Source organism: Streptomyces sp. 8N114, assembly GCF_052245835.1.
Lineage (GTDB): Bacteria > Actinomycetota > Actinomycetes > Streptomycetales > Streptomycetaceae > Streptomyces.
The window spans coordinates 92,715-114,021 of record NZ_JBQQBT010000021.1; the positions used below are offsets into that span (position 1 = coordinate 92,715).

Here is a 21,307-nt window from a genome sequence, read left to right on the forward strand (position 1 = left end):
GGTGGTCGGTGGTCACCCCGCGCCGTCGGGGCGCGCCGCAGCCGTGCCTCTGGCGCCCTCCACGACGTCTTCCGCGGCTTCGGCCACGGCCGCCAGCGCCTGCCCCCAGGGGAACGCGTCCGGGCGACCCTCGCCCGGGGCGTTCGGCACGAAGCCGCCCTCCCCGTACAGCACCCGTACGCCCGCCCGGCGAAGCGTCTCCAGGGAGTGGGCGAACTGGGGGTGGCGGGCGTAGGCGGCGTTCACGCACGGCATCGTCACCAGCGGGATGCCCTTGCCGATCGCCTCGGCGGCGAAGCCGACGACGAACTTCTCCGTGATCCCGAGCGCCCACTGGTTGACGGTGTTGAACGTCGCGGGCGCCATCAGTGCCGCTGTCGCGGGCGGCCAGGCATCGGGCCGGCCGGGCAGCTTGTAGCGGGACCGCACCGGGTGCCCTGACTGCTGCTCCAGCGTCGGCAGTTCGTCCGTCAGCCAGTGCGCAGCGGTGGGGGTGAGCCCCAGACACACGTCCCAGCCCGCGCGTTGGGCGTCGTCGACGACATCGGCGATCCGCAGTACGGGTGGAGCTGCGCAACCGAGCAGATAAAGGACGCGTGAGGCCATAGGCGCATCCCACCATGAAGCCGGTGAACGCTGCGTCTTCGGCCTCTCCCGTATGGGGCCTCTCACACTGCGCCGCGCCCGTGCAACTCGACGGAACCCGATCGAGTGGTGCTCCCGTCCGAAAAGCATCGCTGCCGTACACCGTGCGTACGGTGCCGGGGCATCGAGGAACGGAGTCGCGGAGTGCGCGGGCTGCAAGAAGAACACGCGGGCGTCCGCATCGCCCACCAACGCAAACTGGCCGGACTGACCCAGCGCGGGCTGGCCGCCAAAATCCCCTACTCCTACAGCCTGTTACGACAGGTGGAGGAGGGCCGCAAGAACGCCTCGCCCGACCTGGTCTCGGCCGTGGCACGGGTGCTGCGTATCGATGTGACGGTGCTGACGGGCCAGCCGTACGTCACCGAACTCCAGCAGGACCGGCTCGCCGCCCTCATTCGCCCCATCCGCGAATCGCTCGACCTGTACGACCTGCACGACCCCGACGAGCCGCACGGGCCGCACGAGGGCACGCATGGGCCTCACGAGGGCACGCGCGGGCCGCATGCGGGCACGCACGAGACCACAACGCCTGCCGAACTCACCGCTCAGGCCGATGAGCTGTGCCGGATGGTTCGCGCCACCCAGCTCAGCAAGGCGGCGCACGCACTGCCCTCGCTCATCGCCGAGGTCACCGCAGCCGTGCACCGCAACCCCAGCACGGCGCTGTGGCAGACGCTCGGTTCGGCGTACCGCACAGCGCATGACATTGCCACCAAGCTCGGTTTCTACGACCTGGCGACCATCGCCCTCGACCGGCTCGGCTGGGCGGCCGAACGCGGTTCGGATCCGCTGCTGGCCGCCGTACGCCAGTACATGCGCGCGCTCACCTACTTCCGCGAGGGCGAGCACACCATCGGGCTGCGGCTCATCGACGCGGGCCACAGGGCGCTCTCCCGCACCGACAGCGCTGAGAGGGAGGCCCGCGAAACTCTCGTCGTACGGGGCCAGTTGCACCTCGGTGCGAGCGTCATCGCGGCCCGCGCGCACGACGCGGACGCCGTCGAGAGCCATCTGCGGTATGCCGCCTCCTACGCGGAGCGCACCGGTGAGGCGGAACGGGTGTACTGGCTGAGCTTCGGACCGGCCAACGTGGCGGTGCACGAGGTGTCCGCACAGGTCGAGATGCGGCGCTACGGCAAGGCGCTGGAGAAGTCGCGCAGTGTCCGCCTTCCGAACGGCTGGCCGATGTCTCGCAGGGCGCACTTCTACGTGGACCGCGCCCGGGCCGAGATGGAGACCGGGCGTTGCGACGCGGCACTGGAGTCCGTGGTGACGGCGCGCAAACTGGCGCCCGAGCAGACCCGCTACCACCCCGGGGCCCGCGAGACCATCAACGGCCTGGTGGCTCAGCGCCGCCGTACTCCCGACTCACTGGACAACATGGCGGCGTGGCTCTGCCGGTGACGGACACGGAGCGGGGCACTGGCGGGCGGACATATGGGTGGACACGGTGCGCGACCGGAGTGTCACACATTGGTGACACTTTGCTGTTGCCGCTGTCGGCAAGGTGGGTCGCGTCCCAACACGTGACGACATGTGAAGTGCGCGAGGAAGCGTGAGATGCGACCGACAGCGCGGGGACAGGTAAACCCCCGAAGCGACGATGCCGAAGAGGCCGAAGTCGCTGAAGAAGCACAGGAGAAGCCGTGACCGTGTGGTGGCCACTGCCGAAGGGCCTGGATGCCGTGCTGTTACCCGCAGGGGAGTGGTGGGACGCGGTGCGCGTGCCCGCGTATCTGGGAGAGGGCGTACTGGCTCGGCTCGGCACCTCGTCAGGGGCCGTCATCCGCGATCCGTACGGCAGCAGGCTCTACTGGCTCGTCGAGCCGGGCAGCGCGCGGGAGTGGTCGTTCTGCGAGTTCGCCGCAGTACAGGTGCTGGGAACGGCGAGCTGGGTGACCGTTCCGCCCAGCAGCCGCCTGCACCCCCCGGGTCCGCACTGGGCCGTGCCGTGCACTCCTGCCGGCTCCCTGACCCCGGCAGCCACCTTGCACGCGGCCCTGCACAGCACGATCAGCCAGAATCTGGGCCCCCGCCCCCGGTACACCATGCCCCCGAAAGAAAGACACTGACTGCCCTGCCCGCGGGGCCCGTCCGCCGGGCCCCTATGCGTCCCGAACCGGACGCGGCACCGTCGTGACCGTCAGCACGAGGACGGCTACCCACAACGCCGCGCCCAGCAGCCCGAGATGGCGCACTCCGGTGGTGAACGCCGCCGGTGCTTCAGGCGGCCCCGCGACGGCTCCACTGCCCTCCACCCCAGCTGACGGCAGCTCCACCAATCCCCGGCCGGCCCCCACGACGGACGGCTCCGGGCTGCAATGGATGTGTCTTTGGGCCATAGGCCCAGGCTCACGTGGATCGGCGCCCCGTCGCGCCGTGCGGTGCGGACCCTGCGGCGCATCGACGGCAGCGTCACTCACGTCTCGGGCGGCACCTGCCGGCTTTTGGCGAGGGCTCCGTGCTGGTCGAGCACCGCACGCGGTGAGCGGTGTTTCGGCCTCACCCGAATATGCTCCCCGCGCCAGGAGCCACCACCCCACCATGGGGACGACGCACACGTCGTTGGTCACGGGGGACCGCTCGTGCCGATGGGCACATGGGCACATGGGCACGATGTGGGGGAGACATCAATCGACGTATCGCGTTTGTGGCGACGGCGGCCACCGCCGTCGCCACCTTTTTCGCCACTTTCACAGGGACCGGCGTGACGAACGCGTCCGCGGACGGCGTCCAGTTCTCGCCCTGCGGACAGGAAAGATCCACGACAGGTCGGCTGCCGAGCTGAGCTTCGCCGGCAAGGGCGACAAGGTGTGGGCGGGCGGCCCCCGCGAAGTCCTTCACCTTGGCGGTGAACTCGAAGCTCACTGGCGAGCTTTCGCGTCGTACCGGGGTGAGCACCCGTCCGCTGCGGGCGCACCGCAGCGGGGCGGTTACGGCAGTCCGTCTCGGCGCGGTGCGGGGCGCCTTCCGACACTGCGCATGGCGGAGTGGTCAGCTGGTGGAGACCTGTCCCGGCTGCATGACCGTCGGCGCCGGCTCTGGTCCGCGGTCGGGTTCGGGCGCGCCGGCGTCTGTGCCGGTGCTGGGGTCCGCGGTGACCGCTCGAAACCGGCGAGCCCTCCTGGGCGGGGTGGTGAGCACGGCGAGGCAGCCGACGACCAAGGCGATGCCGACCCACCCCAGCAGGGGCAGTCGTTCGCCGACAACCAGTACGGCGAGTACGGCTGCGACGGCGGGTTCCAGCAGCGAAAGCGTGGTCGCGCTGCTCGCCGGGACGTGTGCCAGGCCCCAGCCGAACAGTACGTAGCCGAGAAACATGGGCACCAGAGCCATGTAGGCGCCGACGGCCGCGTTGGACCAAGAGGCGAGAAGCGAGGCGCCGGTGGCCAGCAGCACAGGCAGGAGCAGCAGCCCGCCCAGCCCGAAGACGGCACCCATGGCCGCACCGGAGGTGACACCGCGGCTGATCAAACGGTGGGCGGCCCATGAGTACAGGGCATAGGTGAAACCGGCCACCAGGCCCAGCCCCACTCCGAGCACGGTCGACCCCACGGGCCGGGCCCCGGTGCCGGAATGCGCCTGGGCCGCTTCGGCCATGCACAGCAGCACCGTCCCGGACAACCCCAGAGCGGCGCCGATCATCCAGCGGCGCGTGAGGCGGCGTTTGTCCACGACACGCTCGATCACAGCGGAGGCGAGTGGGGCCGAGCCGATCGACACCACTGTTCCAGCGGCGACCCCGGCCAGGTGCATGGCGGTGTAGAACGCCAGAGGGTAGGCCCCCACCGCCACCGCGCCGAGCAGCACCACACCACGCTGCGTGCGCAGCCCAGGCGCTTCCCGGGCGATTCGGGGGGCGGCTGTGAGGGCCTGGAGCAGTCCGCCCAGACCCATGGCGACGGCCCCGATCGCGAGGGGGCCCACTGCTGGGGCGAAGGTCGCGGCGGTGCCCGTGGTGCCCCAGAGCACCGACGCCACGAGCACGCACAGCGATCCCACGCCCACCGAGCCGGTCGCACGTCCACCGGGCGGCATCACAGCTGGTCCACCAGGTGCGCCGCCATCGTCCGCGCATGGTCCAGACGCGTAGCCGCGCACTCCAGACCGGCGCGCGCCACCGCGCCTTCCAGCAGGAACGCCAGATGCTCCGCCATCGCGCGAGCCTCCTCGGGCCGCCCCGGCAGCAATTCCTCAAGATGCCCGGCGAGCAGGGACTCCACTTCCTCCTTGTGCCGACGCACCACGGCCCGCCCCTCGTCCCCGGCAGGCAGCTCGGCAGCCGCGTTCAGCAGACCACACCCCCGAAAACCGTGCTCATAGGCGAACGCCGCGTGATCGGCGTACGCATCGAAGACGGCCAGCACGCCGCCGCGACCATCCCGGACCCCTTCCAGCCGCCGCCGGTACAGGCCCATCCACTCCTCATGCCGCGCATCGAGGTAGGCGATCACCAGATCCGCTTTGGAGGAGAAGTTGTTGTACAGGCTCATCTTCGCCACGCCCGCCTCGGCGGTGATCGTGTCGATCCCTGTCGCTGCCACGCCGTCCGCATAGAAGCGACGCGATGCGGCGGCAAGCAGCCGCTCGCGCGCGGTCCGCCGCCGCTCCTTGCTTTGTGTCCTGGCAGCACTGGTGTCGCTCATCGGGCTTCTCCCTCGTACTAGGTAGGTCAGTCTACCTAATCAATGAGGAGGGGCCGCGCTCCGAGCGGTGTCACGGCGGACGATGCCCAGGAGCATCGAGCGCCGGGCCTACTTGCTGTCATTGACGAACCACTACCGCTCTCGCGTACTACACAGCCACCGATAGGCTGCAATCGGGCAGATCAGGCGGGGGTGCACAGCATGAATGAGCGGTTGCGAAAGCTGCACGTGGACGGACGAGAGTTCGTGTGGACGGTCCGGATCCACCACGTGGCCGGTGAACGCGACTGCCACAGGTGTGTTCGCGTACGCGTTTGGGGCGCCGGGAAGAACAGCCGTGCGCTCCAGGCAGACCTGTTGTCAAAGGCGGTCTTGCCGTGGGGCTGTGCGACCGATTCCAGCTATCCGGGCCCCAAGGACGTACGAACGCTCATCGACTATGCCTTGACGCACGGTTGGAACCCCGGCGTCATGGGCGGGACGTTCTTCCTGAGCGAGAGTGAACACGCTTCCGCATTCGAACTGGCCGACTTCCTGCTCACCGATCGCCTTCGGGACGAAGCAGCACCGGACCCGACCACACGCGTGTTCCGCGCCTTCGACGCCCGCGTGGCTCCCGTCCCCCCGGAGCCGGAAGCCCCCCTACCGGAGGAGCTTCAAGGTAAAACTGCCATGGGCTCTTGAACGAGTGCCACAGGTATCGCAGAGGGGAAGTCAGTCACTGAGCCTTTTCAGCATGGCCACCGGTCGGGTGACGCTGGTGGGATGCGCAACGGACGAGGCTCCCGTACCGTTGGGGGAGGTGTCAGAAGTCTCAAACCACAGGTACGGGAGCCGCGTTGGTTCCGCATTCTGCCGCACTCGACCTGCCGCACACCTTGGTCGAGTGGGTCACGATGCTCATGGTCACCCGCGAGGGTGACCGCCGCTGCAAGCTCCCGCCGCACCAGCGTCACTGGTCGGCCTGGTGTACTTGCGCAGGCACGACACGCTCGCGCAGATCGCCGTCGGCTTCCGTATCTCGGTGGGCACCGCCCACGCCTACACCACCGCGGTGATCAGCCTGCTCGCAGAGCGGGCACCGGGCCTGCTCAAGGCACTACGCGAGACCGATCCCGACTACGCCCTGCTCGACGGCACTCTCGCCGACCGCGCCTACCTGGGAGCCGGCCCCTGGGTGACGACGCTCCACAGACGTGCACCAGGCCGTGCCCTCACGCCAACCCAGCAAACCGTCAACCGCGCGCTGTCCACGGCACGGGCACCGGTCGACGCGGCGTCGCACGACTGAAGTCGTGGCGGATCTTCCGCGGGTCCCGGTGCAGCCCGAGTCGAATATCGTCAATCGCCGCGGCTGTCCTCACTCTGGAGCGGCAACGCTGACAGAGTGCTGTGTTGGGGTCCCGCTGCGGTCGAGCCTCGGGAGTGTGGCGCACGGATCCAGGTCATCGCAGGTTCTCGTTGGGGCGGGCGCTCCAGATCGCCAGTGCGGCTACCAGGGCGCAGGCGCCGCCGAGCCACAGAACGCCCTGGAGGGTGAGCGTGTCGACGATGACGCCGCCGGCCAGCGCGCCGAGGCCGATCGACAGGTTGAATACGGCCACCCACAGAGAGGAGGCCGCTTCAACCGCCTGCGGGGCGGCCTTGATCATCCAAGTCTGCAGGCCGACCGACACGCCGCCGTAGGCCAGGCCCCAGACGATCAGCAAGATGGCGCCGCCGACCGTCGTCCGGCCCAGCAGCAGGAAGAGTGGCATCGCAACCGCGAGGGACACGGCGATGATCAGCACGCTCCGGTGCACCCTGCGCGCCAGTGCCGCGCCGGCGACGAAGTTGCCGATCATGCCTGCCATGCCGAACCCGAACAGCAGTGGACCGACGAATCGTTCGTCGATGCCCGACAGCTTCTGAAGTGCCGGACTCACGAAGGTATAGGCAGAAAAGTGGCCGAACACGATGAGGACCGTCGCGATGATGCCGATGCGCACGCCCGGGTTGCGGAACTGCTCAGCCAGGAGACGCGGCCGAATAGCTTGCGAGGCGGCCAGCGACGGCAGCACGGTCAGCAGAGCGATCAGCACGATGAGCGCCAAGGCGCTCATCGAGGCGAAGGCGATGCGCCAGCCGGTGAGTTCACCGATCAGAGTGCCGAGCGGGACGCCGAACACGTTCGCGGCTCCGACGCCGCCGAAGATGATCGCAGTGGCGCGTGGCACGTTCTCAATGGATACAAGCCGGACGGCCAGGCCGCTGGCGATAGCCCAGAAGCCACCGATCGCCACCCCGACCAGCACCCGGGAGGACACCAGGACGGCGAAATTCGGTGCCACGGCCGATGCCACGTTGGAAAGGGCCATCAACGCCATCAACCCGAGCAGCAGGAGCCTGCGGTCCAGTGCGCCGACGAGTACCGGAACCACTGGTGCCGCGACGGCGGCGACCAGGCTGGGCACCGTCACCATGAGCCCAGCTGTTCCTTCCGAGACCGACAGCGCCGACCCCACGGAGGTCAGCAGGCCGATCGGCAGTTGCTCAGCGGTCACCAGCAGGAACGTTCCCAAGGCCACTGCGCTGACCGCCAGCCAGTGATCTTTTTTGATGTCTGCGGGGCGCTCCCCGGGGCGGCGGACTGTTCTGCGGTCGTCACCAGTGTCTCCTCCACATTCATTCGGGAGCGATCGCTCCCATACGTGAGGACAGTAGTATGGGAGCGATCGCTCCACAAGTTCGGTAGACTCAAGGCATGGCACGCCCCCGACAGTTCGACGAGCAGGACGCGGTCGTCAGAGCGACCGAGCTGTTCTGGCGACGCGGTTACCACGCCACCTCAGTGCGTGATCTGGGTGACGAGCTCAAGCTCACGCCCAGCAGCCTGTACCGGACGTTCACCGACAAGCACACGCTGTTCCTGCGCGCGCTCGACCACTACCGGGCCACGGAGTCCGCTCAGGCCGAGCGATTGCTTGCTGCCGACAGCCGGCCGATCCGGCGCGTGCTGCGGGACTGGATGCTGTGGCTGGTCACCTGCCCGCCCGACGGTGAGCCCCATCGAGGCTGCTTCGTGGTCAACACCGCCACCGAACTCGGCACGACCGACGACCAGGTCAGCCAGCGGACCGAGGCCGCCTTCGAGGTCACCCGGCAGGCACTGCGCTCGTTGCTGCTCCAGGGGCGGCGCAAGGGCGAACTGCCCGCCGATCTCGACGTCGACGCCGCCGTGGAATTGCTGTTCACCACAGTCCTCGGGCTGCGGGTACGGGAACGCGCCGGCCACGACCCCGCACGTCTGGCCACCGCGATCGACGTCGCGGTCCGCGCGTTGGGGCCCACCCCGACGACACCTTCCTGACCACCACAGCAACAATCCAGCATCACCCCCACCGGACCACCGGCGACTGGTCAGGGGCAGACCAAGGTCGCGGGCTTCCGCCCCGAAGACCCTGCGGAACGAGTTCGACAAACTCACGACCAGCCAGGGGCGGACACCGCCCGACGCGCTCGTCGGGGCAATGCACGACTGGGTCGACAAGCGGCGTAGATCACCCGACGCTAAGAGAAGGCACGGCCTGTGCCCACCAGGTCATGCAGATCTGTGAGGGCCAGGGCTTCCCGGTGCTCGCCGACCGCACCTACCTGGCGCCGACCCGTGGGCGCCGACACCGGTCAGACGCCCCACCCGGCGGCTGTCACCGACCCAGCGCAAGGTCAACCGGATACGCAGTCAGCATCACCAGGGGTGACTGCTCGGCCAGCTTCGCTGGTCCGCACCGGCCGCCCCGACTGCGACGCTCGCCCCGTACGAAGAACAGGCCGACCGCAGCTCACTGTCCTGGCCCCGGAGCCATACCGAGAGCCGGCAACACCCCGAATCCCAGCCAGCGGTGCGCGGACACGCGAGGACGAGGTCGAAGCGATCAAGCATGTCGTCGCCACGGTCGAACACGAATCACCCAGAACAACGAGCCCCCTGACGAGCTACTCAGACCTGGAACGGGTTTTTGCGCAGGGTCGCGGCCCAGGTGCGTGGTGCCAGGACCGGATCCGCGCACACGGCAGCCATCTGGTCCGGATGGTCGGCCACTGGCCGCCACGTTCGGGGCACATTTGGCACGATAATTCCCTCTACCTTGTGACGTGAACGTGACAGCCTCCGCACTCAAGGCATAAGCCGGATGTCTACGGTGCTCAGCAAGCAAGGAGAGCTTCACGAGCCTCCTCCATCACATGAACCCCTCACCGGAGACCAGTACATGAAAAAGCGCCTTGCCCTGTGCGCCGCGTCCGCCGCCGCGGCGCTCGCTGTCCTGGGTGGTACGGCCATGTCAGCGAACGGGGCCGAGACCGCGCCGAGCGCAGCCAGCGCCAAGATGCCGAACTGTTCGGCGAATTACCCGCTGGCTCACGTCAAGACCAATATGAGGATCCACAAGAAGCCGAGCAAGAAGTCGACCACACTGCGCCTCTGGTACAAGAACACCTACGGCTGCTCGTCCGCCGGCTTCGTCAACGGCGGGGTCTATTTCGACATGTGCGGCAAGGACGATCACGAGTGGCGCAAGGTGAAGTACCGCGGCACCTGGGGCTACGTGCCAATGCCCTGCGTCTACCCCGGCCGCATCTGACTCGGCGGAAAGGCTGAGGGCGGTCACCCTGACAGCTGGTTTCCAGGGATCGTCGCAACACGCGGCAGTTCGCCATCAGTTGATGCAGGCGCTCGGCTGGGGTTTCCCAGCCGAGCGTTTTGCGTGGGCGGCCGTTGAGTTCGTCGGCGACGGTGTCCAGGTGCTGGGAGCTGTGTGCGGACAGGTCGGTGCCCTTGGGGAAGTTCGGTGCCCTTGGGGAAGTACTGCCGCAGCAGGCCGTTGGCGTTCTCGTCGGAGCCGCGCTGCCAGGGGCTGGCAGGGTCGCAGAAGTAGACCGGGATGCCGGGGTGCCGGGGTGCCGGGATGCCGGGATGCCGGTGGCGACGGTGAGCGCGCAGTTGGGCACCCATCTCGCTTCCCTGGTCTGGGGCAGGGACTGCCGGAGGTGGGCAGGCAGGGTCTGGACGGTGGTGACCAGTGCGTCGCGGACGCTTTCGGCGCCGTGGTCGCCGGGCAGGTGCAGGAGTATGACGTAGCGGATGGCGCGCTCGACCAGGGTGCCGATGGCCGACTTGCCGTCCTTGCCGATGATGAGGTCGCCCTTCCAGCGACCGGGAACTGCCCGGTCTTCGGCTTCGGCGGGTCGTTCGCTGATCACGACCATGGGGATGACGAACCTGGGCCGACGGCCCTCCCACCGCGGCGTGACTGAGCCTCAAGCACGGAGACCGACCGGTGCTCGGCCCTTCCACGCGGAGATCACAGGCCGACGAGTGGTGGGCCCTGACCGGATGTGGCCTGCCTGGCATGAGTACCCCTGTTACCGCTGGAGAGTGAGGCGTGTCATGGGCAGGAGGAAGCCGAAGCGAACCGCTCAACGTGACCTGGGAGATCGAGGTTGTGGAAGGCGAGGAGGGCGAAGCACTCGCACGCCATCAGGCCGAGGTGATGCGTGGGTCTTGTCGTGGATCGTCGAGCAGCGGCGCGAGCAGGAGGACTCCGAGACTTCTCGGAAGAGCTGGCGCACGCGTTTCCCTTGCCGGTAGCGCCCATGAAGGGTTCGAACCTGCGACACCCGCTTCAGGAGACCGATCCGAGTCCACTACGGCTGTTGCCGTCGACTGCTGTGACAGCCGGACAGAGACGCTGTTGTGCGCCCCGTCCGGCCCGTTGATGTCAGCTGTGGATGTCAGAAGCCTTCTGATCCGTAGCTGTAGAGGGACTGGGCGGTTGCGGTCGTGCTCGTCGCCTCCCGTTCCCCTTCGTGCGCTGCTGGACGGAACGGTTGCCGACCCTGATTGCGGTACTTCGCTGCCGTACTGCAATCAGGGCCCCTATCCGCCGTGGAGTTGCATTCGCCAGGGTCGGGACGTCGCGAGACTCGTGACCCGGGGGCGAGATCTCGTGAACGTTGCGGTGTCACAACCAACGCGTAGATCACTCACGGCCATTTATTGCCGTTCTCGTCGGCGACCTTCACCAGGATGTCCTTCTTGCCCGTGGGCCACTTGACGGCAAGGCGCGTGGCCTCGATACCGGTGCCGGTGGCCTTTGTGTATTTCTTGTCGCCGTCCGCACACGTGAAGTCGAAGGTCGTCCGGCCGTCCTTGGCGATGTCGTACGTGCCGGAGCAGTCGGCCTTGCCGGCGAGTTCGGCCTTGTTGCCGTTTTTGGCTACGGCCAGGAAGAGCGCGTCTTTGCCCTTCTTCGTGCCCCCTGCGTCCTTGATGGCCTCCTCGGGGCTTTCGAAATCGCCCTTCAGTTGCCCTTTGTCGAAGTGTGCCTTATCCGCCTCCAGGGACTTTCCGTCCACGGGCGCGAATGCCCCAGGGAGGAAGCTCTTCATGTTTTCCTGTTCGTCAATTTCCCCCTGCTGCGGTTTCGATGAGGTATTCTTTTCGGGCTTGCTTGATTTATCCGCTGCCTTGTTGTCGTGCGTGCCCCCGACGCAGCCGCTCACGAGCAGCGTTGCCGCCGCTACTGTGATCGTCCCCGCCAGTCGTATCGATCGGCGCATGATGAACTCCCCTGTTGCAGCCGTAAGTTGAGCGCTCGCAGTGGTCAGGATGCGAGCAAGCGGCCAACCTAACACCCAGTTGCGGGCCCTGGGGCGCCCTTGCCTTTACTCGGCCGGGACGGGCCCTGAGGGACCGAGAAAGCGTGCATGGCTGGGTGGCAATCGGTGCCGGTTCTTATGGCTGACGGAGGCCCAGGAGATTCCAGAACGTCGGACCTCTACGAGCAATTAGCGCAGCACTTGAAAATCCGGCCACGCGAGGAGCCTTTCACCGGTTACGAACCTTCGTCCGAGCCCGCACAACCGCAGAGGGCCGCTCCTTGGAGGACGTCTGACGTGGCGGATTCTCCCAGCTTCTTATAGCAGGTTAGGGCTGTGGCGAGGCCGCGAACGACGGCAGGGCAGACGTAAGAACATCAGCACATGTACCCCATCAATAACCCACCCGTATCAGTCACGTCGCCAAACTTCCGATCTCTGACGCGCAGTCGCCTTCGCGAAAGCCCCGGGGCCGGCCACTTTGCGATGGCGGGACCGGCCCGCAGACCGCGACGAGACTTGGGCGCCGCACCACGAGCCTTCTCGGCGTGCTTGGTCCGGTGGTACAGGGCTGATTGGCTTTCTGCGCCTGGTCGTGCGTGCTGGAGCGTGGGTCCGCTGGTCGGCCGAGTCGTGCGCGCCGGCGCGAGCTGGAGCTTTTTCGGGTCAGGCGAGTTGCTGGGTTGGGCCGCGCGCTGAGCGGGTCGGCGGCGGCGCGAGCGGGGCGGAGACAGGAGCGGGCGCGGCCACGGCCCGTCAGCGCTCGCGGCCCGCGTCAGCGGACCGCCTTGGAGAACCGCGTACTGTACGTCCGCCAGCAGACCGCAGCGCCGACGCGGCCAGCTCTATCAGGACGACCCAAGGGCGCCGTCGCCGGGCCGTTCCGCTCCCTGCCATGTGCGTTGCTCCCCTCCGCCGGCACCACATGCGACAGGCAGCCGCCAAGCAGAAGGCGGGGGAGCGGTGGCAGGAGAGCGCCTACGTCTTCACCACCCGCACCGGGCGCCCGATCGAGCCGCGCAACGTGTACCGCTCTGTCACGTGCGTCGCCGAGCCGGCCGGCCTACGCGTGATCCGGCGTTGCACGATGCCCGCCACGGCTGCGCCACACTCCTCGTCGCCGCTGGGGTCGCTCCCCGCGCCGTGATGGAGATCCTTGGGCACAGTCAGATCAGCATCACCATGGACATCTACACGCCCGTCGTGCAGGACACCCAGCGGGAGGCCATCGCCACATGGACCGACTGCTTCGGAGGCGCCCCGGCGCGGAGTCCTGAGCGTGGCTCAACGCCGCCGCTGATGTCAGATCTGGATGTCAAAGGCCCCGGACCAAGATCGGTCCGGGGCCTTTTCGCTGGTGCCCCCGGCAGGATTCGAACCTGCGACACCCGCTTTAGGAGAGCGGTGCTCTATCCCCTGAGCTACGGAGGCGCGCGGATCGGGATGATCCGCGCGCCTAGCCTAGCGGATGGGGGATCGCCGTCGGCAACGTCGTTGTGCCGTCAGTGATGGGGTTGGTGTGCCGCCGGTGGGGTGTCAGTAGTGCAGGCCGTGGCCGAAGGGATAGAGGGGGCGGCCGGGGGTGTCGAGGGCGGGGATGGGGACGGGGAGTTTGCCGCGGGGGATGACTTCGCCGTAGAGGACGCGGGCGAGGGCCGTCATGGAGGGTGTGCCGTAGTTGTAGGTCGCCAGATAGGCGGGGACATCGGGGAAGCGGCGGATGTCGTAGGGCAGGCGGACGCCCGCAACGATCACCCGTCGGCCCGTGGCGACCAGGGAGTCGATCAGCTTGGCCTGGGCGGCGCCGTCCTCCTTGCCGGCTGCGGAGGCGTTGGCGAGGACGACTGTGACGTCGTGGGTGCGGGCCGCATCCGTCGCCTCGGTGACCTTGGTGGCGTCCGGCCTGCTGCCGGTCTCCAGGGTGGTCGTGCGCTGGCCGCGCTGTTCGCCGATGGCGCGTGCGAGGGCGGCGAGGGGTGCGGTGCCCCAGCCGGTGACGAGGACGGTGCCGGGGGTGTGGGGGAGCGGGAGAGCACCGTTCTCGTTCCGGATCAGGGTGATGGTCCGCTCGGTGATCTGCCGGGCATGCGAACGGTGCCGCCTGCTGCCGACGATCCGCGCGGCGCGCCGCTCACTCACGTACGGGGAGGGGAACAGCCCTCGCCGCAGCTTGTGTTCGAGGATCCGACGCACGGACTCGTCCAGCCGCTCCTCCGGGATCGCGCCGGACCGTACGGCGTCCCGTACGGCGCCGAAGGCCACCTCCGGCTTCGGGGCCAGTACCAGCTGGTCGCAGCCCGCCTGAAAGGAGCGTACGGGTGCGACGTCGGGCGGGAAGTCCGCCGTGGCGCCGCCCATGTCCAGTGCGTCCGTCACGATGAGGCCCGTGAAGCCCAGCTGCTCGCGCAGCAGCCCGGTCACGATCGGCCGCGACATGGTCGCGGGCACTCGGGAGGGATCCAGCGCGGGGACGACGATGTGCGCCGTCATGATCGTGTCGACTCCGCGCCGGATGGCCGCGCGGAACGGCGGCAGGTCGATACGGTCCAGCTCGGATCTGGTGTGCTTGATCTCGGGGAGACCGGTGTGACTGTCGACGTCCGTGTCGCCGTGCCCGGGGAAGTGTTTGGCCGCACTGGCGACGCCGCCCCGGTGGTAGCCGCGTACGGCGGTGGAGACGAACCGGGAGCACAGCTGGGTGTCCGACCCGAACGAGCGAACGCCGATCACCGGGTTCGCCGGGTTGATGTTGACGTCCGCGACGGGCGCATAGTTCTGGTTGATGCCGACAGCGGCCAGCTCGGTGCCGATGATGTCCGCGCTGTCGAAAGCGTCGCGCGTGGAGCGGGTCGCGGCCAGGGCCATGTTGCCCGGAAGCTGGGTGGCGGGCTCCAGCATCCGGTAGACGACGCTGCCACCCTCCTGGTCGATGGAAACGAGCAGCGGTACGCGGGCACCGGTGCGTACGGCGGCGCGCTGGAGTCCGTTGGACAGCCGCGCGATCTGCCGCGGCTCGCGGACGTTGTCGGCGCCCCGGCGGGCGTCGAAGTAGATGACGCCGCCCGGACGGTACTTCCGGATCACTTCGGCCGGGGTCGGGACGCCGTACAGCTTGCGATTTCCGTCGTGCTCCGTATCCGCGGTCTGCCCGTAGATCTCGATGACGAACAGCTGCCCGATCTTCTCGTCGAGACTCATCCGGCGCAGCAGAGCCGCTGCCCGGGCACGGACGGCGGAGGAGGAGACGTGCGCCGACGCACCGGTCGACGAGCCGGCCAGGGAGGTGGAAGACGGGTCGGACAGCTTGCCGGACAGGGCCGAGGTCGCGGAGCGGACGGCGTGTGCAGCGGCCGGCACCGAGGAGGCGGTGATGCCGATCCCAGCCGCCGTGCCCGCCGCAGCGGCGATGAGGTGTCTACGAGAGGTGGGCTGCTGTTGCATCGGAACGCTCCTCACATGTGTGGGTGGAGCATGTGGTCATGTGGGGGTCACCGCTGGATGCAACAGCATCGTCCCAGCGTGACGACGACTCGGGCCAGATGCCGCGCGGGACTTCATGGGTCCAGTCCAGTGGCGTCGGGTGCGCCTGCCAGCGGAAACCGCCCCTCACTCCCCGTGAGCCCCACCTTGAGCGCCTGCGTCATCCGTACCACCCGCTCGGCAGTTTCGTGGGTCGCCTTCAACGCGGTGCCGGCGACCGGCTTTTGGCCCTGCCCGTCTACGTGGAAGGTGCGGCAAGGGTTGCCGTCCTCGTACGCCGACGCGTCTGTGCGGCCGGGAGGGGAGAGGAGGCCGCCGACGTGGTGGGGGCGAGGTGGCAATCGTGCCGGTCGCGGAGTAGGGGATGACAGCGACCTGGACGGGATGGTCTCGGCCGACTCGGACACTGCCGTTCCGTTCTCTTGGGCGGGGCCGTGTGTATCCGTGTGGCGGCTGATGTTCGTGAGGTGAGTCACAGTGGTCAGGGGAAATAACCGGGGAGCGCGTCCCCGTTTACATAGGCGTCTTCACGAAACGGGGACCAAGTCCCCGGATCGAGGACCACAGCACAACCTCTGGTGCGCCACCGCGCACCGCCGCCATGCCAACCCCGTACGACGCACAGCACCACCACCGCACACCACACTCGCCACACTCGCCGACACAGATGTCGGCATCGGCGTACCAACGGCCCACCGATTTCGCCCGACCGAAACCGAGGACGGAACCGCACCAGGGGAACCGACCGCACAGCCACCGCACCAGTCACCACGTCAGTCAGCTTTGAGGAGCGAGGAGTCACAGATGGGCAGCGCAACAGCCGCCACAAAGCGCGTCACCGTAGAAGGCGTCGCGCCCAAAGGGCGTGCCGACGCTGTCCGTAACCGTGAGCGCATCCTCAACGCGGCCCGCGAGGCATTCGTCGTCCACGGGGCGGACGCGTCCCTCGATGAAATCGCTCGCGCTGCGGGGGTCGGAAATGCGACCCTCTACCGGCACTTCCCCGACCGGGACTCGCTCGTGCACGGAGTGATGCATGCCGTCACGGAGCGGATCGCGGAACGGGCCGAGCGGGCACTTACCGAGGAGGGGAACTCCTTCGAGGCGCTGCGCCGCTTCGTGTTCGCCGCGGCGGAAGAGCGCATCGGAGCGCTCTGCCCCATGCTCACGGGGCGCTTCGACCCGGATGAGCCGCACTGTCTGGCGGCTCGCAAGCGGGTCGAAGGGCTGACCCACGAGCTCATCCGGCGGGCCCAGGAGGCGGGCGAGGTGCGTACCGACATCGGCGTCGGCGACGTGACCGTCGCGCTCAGCCAGCTCACCCGGCCACTGCCGGGCGTCGGCTGCCAGCGCATCGAACGCTTCGTCGAACGCCATGTGCAGCTCTTCCTCGACGGGCTGCGCGCCCCCGCCAAGTCTCAACTGCCCGGCCACCCCGCGACCCTGGAGGAACTGCGACAGGACAACTGATCTCCGTAGCCGGAGCATCGAGCGGTTGCCGCACCGCTCAATTTTCCTCCCCTCCTGAGTCTGTCCTCCCAGCACCTGGATCCGTACGAGCGCGGGGGGCCCGTACGGATCCGCAGCGGCACCTGTCCTGGACCCGCTGAGAGTCGCGCCGAGTGCTCAGCAACGTCCCTTTTACGCCCGTCCACGTCCCTTTTTCGTACTCCGCACCGTGAGGTAGGCACATCCATGCCAGAAACGCCATCTACGGCCGATACCAAGGCCGGGCTCGACCCCCGGCGATGGAAGGCGCTGGCCTTCATCGCCATCGCGCAGCTCATGGTCGTCCTCGACGCGACGATCGTGAACATCGCGCTTCCCTCCGCCCAGGCCGATCTGGGCATATCCGACGCCAACCGGCAGTGGGTCATCACCGCCTACGCCCTGGCCTTCGGCGGGCTGCTGCTCTTCGGCGGTCGGATCGCCGACATGTGGGGCCGTAAGCGCGCCTTCGTGACCGGACTCATCGGCTTCGCGGCAGCCTCGGCCCTCGGCGGTGCCGCGACCGGAGAGGCCATGATGCTGGCGGCGCGGGCGCTGCAGGGTGCGTTCGGCGCGCTGCTCGCACCGGCTGCGCTGTCCCTGCTCGCGGTCATGTTCACCGACGGCAAGGAGCGCGCCAAGGCGTTCGGCATCTACGGCGCCATCGCGGGCGGTGGCGGAGCCATCGGCCTGATCCTCGGCGGTCTGCTGACCGAGTACATGGACTGGCGCTGGACCTTCTACGTCAACGTCCCGTTCGCGGTCATCGCCGCCCTCGGCGCCATCAGCGTCATCCGCGAGCCGTCCGGCACCCGGAACCGGTCCGCGCTCGACATCCCCGGCGTCGTCCTCTCCACGCTCGGCCTCGTCGCGCTGGTGTACGGATTCACCCGTGCGGAGACCGACGGCTGGAGCGACGGCGGCACCATCGCCATGTTCGTCGCGTCGGTCGTGCTGCTGGGCGCGTTCGCCCTGGTCGAGTCCAAGGTCCGGGCACCGCTGCTGCCGCTCCGCGTGGTCACCGACCGCAACCGCGGTGGTGTCTACCTGTCGCTCGGCCTGGCCGTCATCGCGATGTTCGGCCTCTTCCTGTTCCTGACGTACTACCTCCAGGTGGTCAAGGACTACTCGCCGGTGCGCACCGGTGTGGCGTTCCTCCCGATGGTGGCCGGCATGATCACCGGCTCCACCCAGATCGGGGCGCGGCTGATGAACCGGGTACCGGCCCGCCTGCTGATGGCGCCCGGCTTCCTGACCGCGGCGCTGGGCATGCTGCTGCTGACCCAGCTCGAGGTGGACAGCTCCTACCCGGCGCTGATCCTGCCCGCCATGATTCTGCTGGGTCTCGGGCTCGGTACGGCGTTCATGCCCGCGATGTCCCTGGCCACGCACGGTGTTCGGCCGAGTGACGCCGGTGTCGCCTCCGCCATGGTCAACACCTCGCAGCAGGTCGGTGGTGCCATCGGTACGGCGCTGCTGAACACCATCGCGGCCAGCGCCACCACCTCGTACGTCACCGATCACGTCGCACAGGCCACCAGCAAGCCCGCGCAGCAGATGCTGAAGCTGGAAGCCATGGTGCACGGCTACACCTCGGCGATCTGGTGGGCGGTGGGCATCCTGCTCGTCTCCGCCGCGATCGTGACGGTCCTCGTGAACGCCCGGGGCGGGGGCAACCAGGCTCCCGACAAGACGCTCGACGGCGAGACCGACAGCGACGGCCCCGGCGGCGAGCCGGAGCCGGTACTGGCGGCCATGCACTGACGGCACGTCGCGGCTCGTCGTAACGCGTCGCGGTGCGTCACCGCATGATCCGGTCACGGCATGGCCCGGATGGCACGTTGCGGTGTGGTCGGCGCGGCGCGGCCACAAGGCCGACTGGCGGCCCTCGTACCCCCTGCCCAGGGGGTACGAGGGCCGCTCTCGTGCTTCCTGCTGCGGCTGGGCGCCCGGCGGCAGTGGCTGAGCCGGAGACAGGTCGGCAGCGGGCTGCGAGGAGGGTCACGCAACCAAGAGGGAACACCAGCCGTCTAGTCGGGTGAAGGGCGTCGACGACGATGCCCGCCCGGCAGCCGCGGAGTGGCCCCGACAACCTGCCCGGAGCAGCTCCACACCGCTCCGACCAGCGCCTGAGTGCGCTCTGTCACCGTCATGCCCGTATGGGTAGCCGCGCAGTCTACTGCATGATCGGAAAAATGTTGCGCGGGTTGGGAATTTAGTCCGGATTCCAGCCGTTGACATCTACGCAAGGCGGGCACTCGTGAAGTGTCCGAGTCAGCCACCAGGCCAAAGTTTTCAGACCACTCGCAAGGGAGCACGCATGGCAACCCGTGCCGTCGCCCGTCGTCAGGAGAACACGACCGGTGTCTCCGACACGGCAAGCAGTGTTCGCGCCGCAGGCAGCGAAGTCGCGGACCGCGACCTGGTCGGCATGTATCTCGACGAGATCGCCCGCACCCCGCTGCTGGACGCCGCCAAGGAAGTCGAGCTGTCGCTCGCGATAGAAGCGGGCGTCTACGCCCAGCGTATCCTGGCCGGTCTCGAGAAGCCGGTCTCGAGCGACTCGCCCAGCGCGACCATGAGCCGTGAGGAACTTGAGGCCATCGTCGCCGAAGGCGAACGGGCAAAGGATATTTTCATCCGCTCCAACCTGCGCCTCGTGGTGGCTGTGGCCCGCCGCTACCCGCGCAGCGGCCTGCCCCTGCTGGACCTGATCCAGGAAGGGAACGCCGGCCTTGTGCGCGCGGTGGAAAAGTTTGACTACACCAAGGGCTTCAAGTTCTCCACGTACGCGACGTGGTGGATCCGCCAGGCCATCACCCGCTCGATCGCCGACCAGTCCCGCACCATCCGGCTTCCCGTGCACCTCGTGGAGGAACTGGGCCGCATCCGCCGGGTGCAGCGCGAGTTCAACCGCGAGCACGGCCGTGACCCGGAGCCGGAGGAGGTCGCGGCGGAGCTCAACTCCACGCCGGAGCGCGTCACCGACGTGCTCGACTGGGCACGCGACCCGGTCAGCCTGAACATGTCGGTCGACGACGAGGGCGAGACCCAGTTCGGTGACCTGCTGGAGGACACCTCGGCCGCCTCCCCCGAGCAGTCCGTGCTCACGGTGCTACGACGGGAAGAGCTCGACGACCTCATCAGCAGGCTCGACGACCGCACTGCCTCGATCATCAAGGCCCGCTACGGCATGGTCGACGGGCGTGAGCGCACTCTCACCGAGGTGGGCAAGCAGCACGGCCTCACCCGAGAGCGCATCCGCCAGATCGAGAAGCACGCCCTTCTGGAGCTGAAGAAGATGGCCCATGACACGGGCTTCGACGAGGCGGCGTAACCGCCGCCGGCGGGTCCTCCGAGCCTGCCCCGTCGTCGCCCCCATAGACGAGCCCCGGTGCCTTCCCCCGAGCGCCGGGGCTCTTTGCTGTCCGCTTCTCTCCCCCTGAGGGTTCTCTCTCCGGGCCCCCGTCCCCCCGGCCCTCTCTCCACCCCTCCCTTTCGTTCTCTCCCCGCCGATGTCTGTTCGTGCCCGAAGCGATGCCCGGATGTGTTTACTTTCCGGACACGCGGTCGTAGTCTCACGGAGAACCAACACGGCCGGGCACAGAACGGACCTGATCCCGCATGTACGCACCGGAGCGCCAGCAGGCCATCCTCCGCCTCGCGGAAGAGCAAGGACGCGTGGACGTGCCGTCCTTGGCGGCCGAGTTCGATGTCACCGCCGAGACGGTCCGCCGTGACCTCAAGGCTCTGGACCGTGCCGGGCTTGTGCGCCGCGTCCACGGTGGTGCCATCCCTGCGGGGCGCCTCGACTTCGAACCCGACCTGGCCGCCCGGGAGTCGTCGGCGACCGAGGAGAAGGACCGCATCGCGCAGGCCGCCCTCGCCGAGCTGCCCCCGGAAGGCAGCGTCATACTCGACGCCGGCAGCACCACGGCCCGGCTCGCCGCGGCGATCCCCATGGACGCATCGCTGACGGTCGTCACCCACGCCCTTCCCACCGCCGCCCGGCTGGCCGACCATGCTGGGATCGAGCTGCACATCGTCGGCGGCCGGGTACGGCATCGCACCCGTGCTGCCGTCGACGCGTGGGCTCTGCGGACCTACGGCGAGATCAAGGCCGACGTCCTCTTCCTCGCCACAAACGGTTTCTCCGTCGACGGCGGACTCACCACCCCCGATCTGGCCGAGGCCGCCGTCAAACGCACGATCATGGCGGCGGCCCGGCACGTGGTCCTGCTCGCTGACTCCACAAAAGCGGGCCAGGAGTACTTCGCCCGCTTCGGCGACCTCTCACACGTCGATCTCCTGATCACCGACACCGGCCTGAGCTCGGACGTGGCCCGCGCTGTTGAAGCCCAGGGCACCAACGTCAAACGCGTCTGACCCCCTCCCCCTCCCCGCCC

General features: G+C 68.3%; 16 protein-coding genes, 1 tRNA gene and 3 pseudogenes. 11 read left to right on the plus strand and 9 right to left on the minus strand.

Features of this window, described 5'->3' with window-relative positions; all coding sequences use genetic code 11:
• Positions 1–12: 12 nt before the first annotated feature.
• On the minus strand, positions 13–606 hold the full coding sequence (locus ACTWQF_RS29735) for a flavoprotein (RefSeq protein ID WP_443282829.1): 594 nt from the start codon (positions 604–606) through the stop codon (positions 13–15).
• A 183-nt stretch (positions 607–789) separates the two neighbouring features.
• On the opposite strand from ACTWQF_RS29735, the gene ACTWQF_RS29740 reads away from it, so the two are divergent.
• Complete coding sequence (locus ACTWQF_RS29740; protein ID WP_443282830.1) at positions 790–2,052, plus strand: helix-turn-helix domain-containing protein; 1,263 nt, start codon at positions 790–792, stop codon at positions 2,050–2,052.
• Between the two features lie 242 nt (positions 2,053–2,294).
• Positions 2,295–2,720, plus strand: a complete 426-nt coding sequence (locus ACTWQF_RS29745) for a hypothetical protein (RefSeq protein ID WP_443249165.1) — start codon at positions 2,295–2,297, stop codon at positions 2,718–2,720.
• A gap of 33 nt (positions 2,721–2,753) precedes the next feature.
• On the opposite strand, the gene ACTWQF_RS29750 is transcribed toward ACTWQF_RS29745, so the two are convergent.
• The 3 genes from ACTWQF_RS29750 to ACTWQF_RS29760 form a co-directional block, all read right to left on the minus strand.
• A complete protein-coding gene (locus ACTWQF_RS29750) occupies positions 2,754–2,990 on the minus strand; it encodes a hypothetical protein (RefSeq protein ID WP_443282831.1) in 237 nt (78 codons plus the stop codon).
• Between the two features lie 652 nt (positions 2,991–3,642).
• Positions 3,643–4,686: a DMT family transporter gene (locus ACTWQF_RS29755; RefSeq protein ID WP_443282832.1), complete on the minus strand. Its 1,044-nt coding sequence runs from the start codon at positions 4,684–4,686 to the stop codon at positions 3,643–3,645.
• Positions 4,686–5,294: a TetR/AcrR family transcriptional regulator gene (locus ACTWQF_RS29760; RefSeq protein WP_443282833.1), complete on the minus strand. Its 609-nt coding sequence runs from the start codon at positions 5,292–5,294 to the stop codon at positions 4,686–4,688. The genes ACTWQF_RS29755 and ACTWQF_RS29760 overlap by 1 nt, the downstream gene beginning before the upstream one ends.
• 201 nt (positions 5,295–5,495) lie before the next feature.
• On the opposite strand from ACTWQF_RS29760, the gene ACTWQF_RS29765 reads away from it, so the two are divergent.
• Together ACTWQF_RS29765 and ACTWQF_RS29770 are read left to right on the plus strand one after the other, a co-directional pair.
• A complete protein-coding gene (locus tag ACTWQF_RS29765; protein WP_443282834.1) occupies positions 5,496–5,978 on the plus strand; it encodes a hypothetical protein in 483 nt (160 codons plus the stop codon).
• A 155-nt stretch (positions 5,979–6,133) separates the two neighbouring features.
• A pseudogene (locus ACTWQF_RS29770) lies at positions 6,134–6,677 on the plus strand (transposase family protein).
• A 62-nt stretch (positions 6,678–6,739) separates the two neighbouring features.
• Here the strand turns inward: ACTWQF_RS29770 and ACTWQF_RS29775 are convergent.
• Positions 6,740–7,837: an MFS transporter gene (locus ACTWQF_RS29775; protein WP_443282835.1), complete on the minus strand. Its 1,098-nt coding sequence runs from the start codon at positions 7,835–7,837 to the stop codon at positions 6,740–6,742.
• A gap of 200 nt (positions 7,838–8,037) precedes the next feature.
• Between ACTWQF_RS29775 and ACTWQF_RS29780 the strand changes: the two genes are divergently transcribed.
• Together ACTWQF_RS29780 and ACTWQF_RS29785 are read left to right on the plus strand one after the other, a co-directional pair.
• The gene (locus tag ACTWQF_RS29780; protein ID WP_443282836.1) at positions 8,038–8,643 is read left to right on the plus strand and encodes a TetR/AcrR family transcriptional regulator; all 606 of its coding nucleotides are present in this window, start codon (positions 8,038–8,040) and stop codon (positions 8,641–8,643) included.
• Between the two features lie 901 nt (positions 8,644–9,544).
• Positions 9,545–9,916 (plus strand): hypothetical protein, encoded by a 372-nt coding sequence (locus tag ACTWQF_RS29785; protein WP_443282837.1) that lies wholly within the window; start codon positions 9,545–9,547, stop codon positions 9,914–9,916.
• A gap of 73 nt (positions 9,917–9,989) precedes the next feature.
• Here the strand turns inward: ACTWQF_RS29785 and ACTWQF_RS29790 are convergent.
• Both ACTWQF_RS29790 and ACTWQF_RS29795 read right to left on the minus strand, forming a co-directional pair.
• Positions 9,990–10,568 (minus strand): annotated as a pseudogene (locus ACTWQF_RS29790) (IS30 family transposase); the annotation flags it as partial.
• A gap of 750 nt (positions 10,569–11,318) precedes the next feature.
• Positions 11,319–11,894, minus strand: coding sequence for a hypothetical protein (locus ACTWQF_RS29795; RefSeq protein WP_443282838.1), 576 nt, complete (start codon positions 11,892–11,894; stop codon positions 11,319–11,321).
• A gap of 827 nt (positions 11,895–12,721) precedes the next feature.
• Here ACTWQF_RS29795 and ACTWQF_RS29800 point away from each other — a divergent pair.
• Positions 12,722–13,210: pseudogene (locus tag ACTWQF_RS29800) on the plus strand (tyrosine-type recombinase/integrase); the annotation flags it as partial.
• A 78-nt stretch (positions 13,211–13,288) separates the two neighbouring features.
• Here ACTWQF_RS29800 and ACTWQF_RS29805 read toward each other — a convergent pair.
• Together ACTWQF_RS29805 and ACTWQF_RS29810 are read right to left on the minus strand one after the other, a co-directional pair.
• Positions 13,289–13,364: transfer RNA gene (locus tag ACTWQF_RS29805), tRNA-Arg, on the minus strand.
• A 105-nt stretch (positions 13,365–13,469) separates the two neighbouring features.
• Positions 13,470–15,374, minus strand: coding sequence for a glycoside hydrolase family 3 protein (locus ACTWQF_RS29810; RefSeq protein WP_443282839.1), 1,905 nt, complete (start codon positions 15,372–15,374; stop codon positions 13,470–13,472).
• 843 nt (positions 15,375–16,217) lie between these two features.
• On the opposite strand from ACTWQF_RS29810, the gene ACTWQF_RS29815 reads away from it, so the two are divergent.
• From ACTWQF_RS29815 to ACTWQF_RS29830, 4 genes are all read left to right on the plus strand, one after another.
• On the plus strand, positions 16,218–16,883 hold the full coding sequence (locus ACTWQF_RS29815; RefSeq protein ID WP_443282840.1) for a TetR/AcrR family transcriptional regulator: 666 nt from the start codon (positions 16,218–16,220) through the stop codon (positions 16,881–16,883).
• A gap of 225 nt (positions 16,884–17,108) precedes the next feature.
• On the plus strand, positions 17,109–18,665 hold the full coding sequence (locus ACTWQF_RS29820) for an MFS transporter (protein ID WP_443282841.1): 1,557 nt from the start codon (positions 17,109–17,111) through the stop codon (positions 18,663–18,665).
• Between the two features lie 556 nt (positions 18,666–19,221).
• Positions 19,222–20,238 (plus strand): sigma-70 family RNA polymerase sigma factor, encoded by a 1,017-nt coding sequence (locus ACTWQF_RS29825; RefSeq protein ID WP_443282842.1) that lies wholly within the window; start codon positions 19,222–19,224, stop codon positions 20,236–20,238.
• 287 nt (positions 20,239–20,525) lie between these two features.
• The gene (locus ACTWQF_RS29830) at positions 20,526–21,287 is read left to right on the plus strand and encodes a DeoR/GlpR family DNA-binding transcription regulator (RefSeq protein ID WP_443282843.1); all 762 of its coding nucleotides are present in this window, start codon (positions 20,526–20,528) and stop codon (positions 21,285–21,287) included.
• The last annotated feature ends 20 nt before the right edge of the window (positions 21,288–21,307 follow it).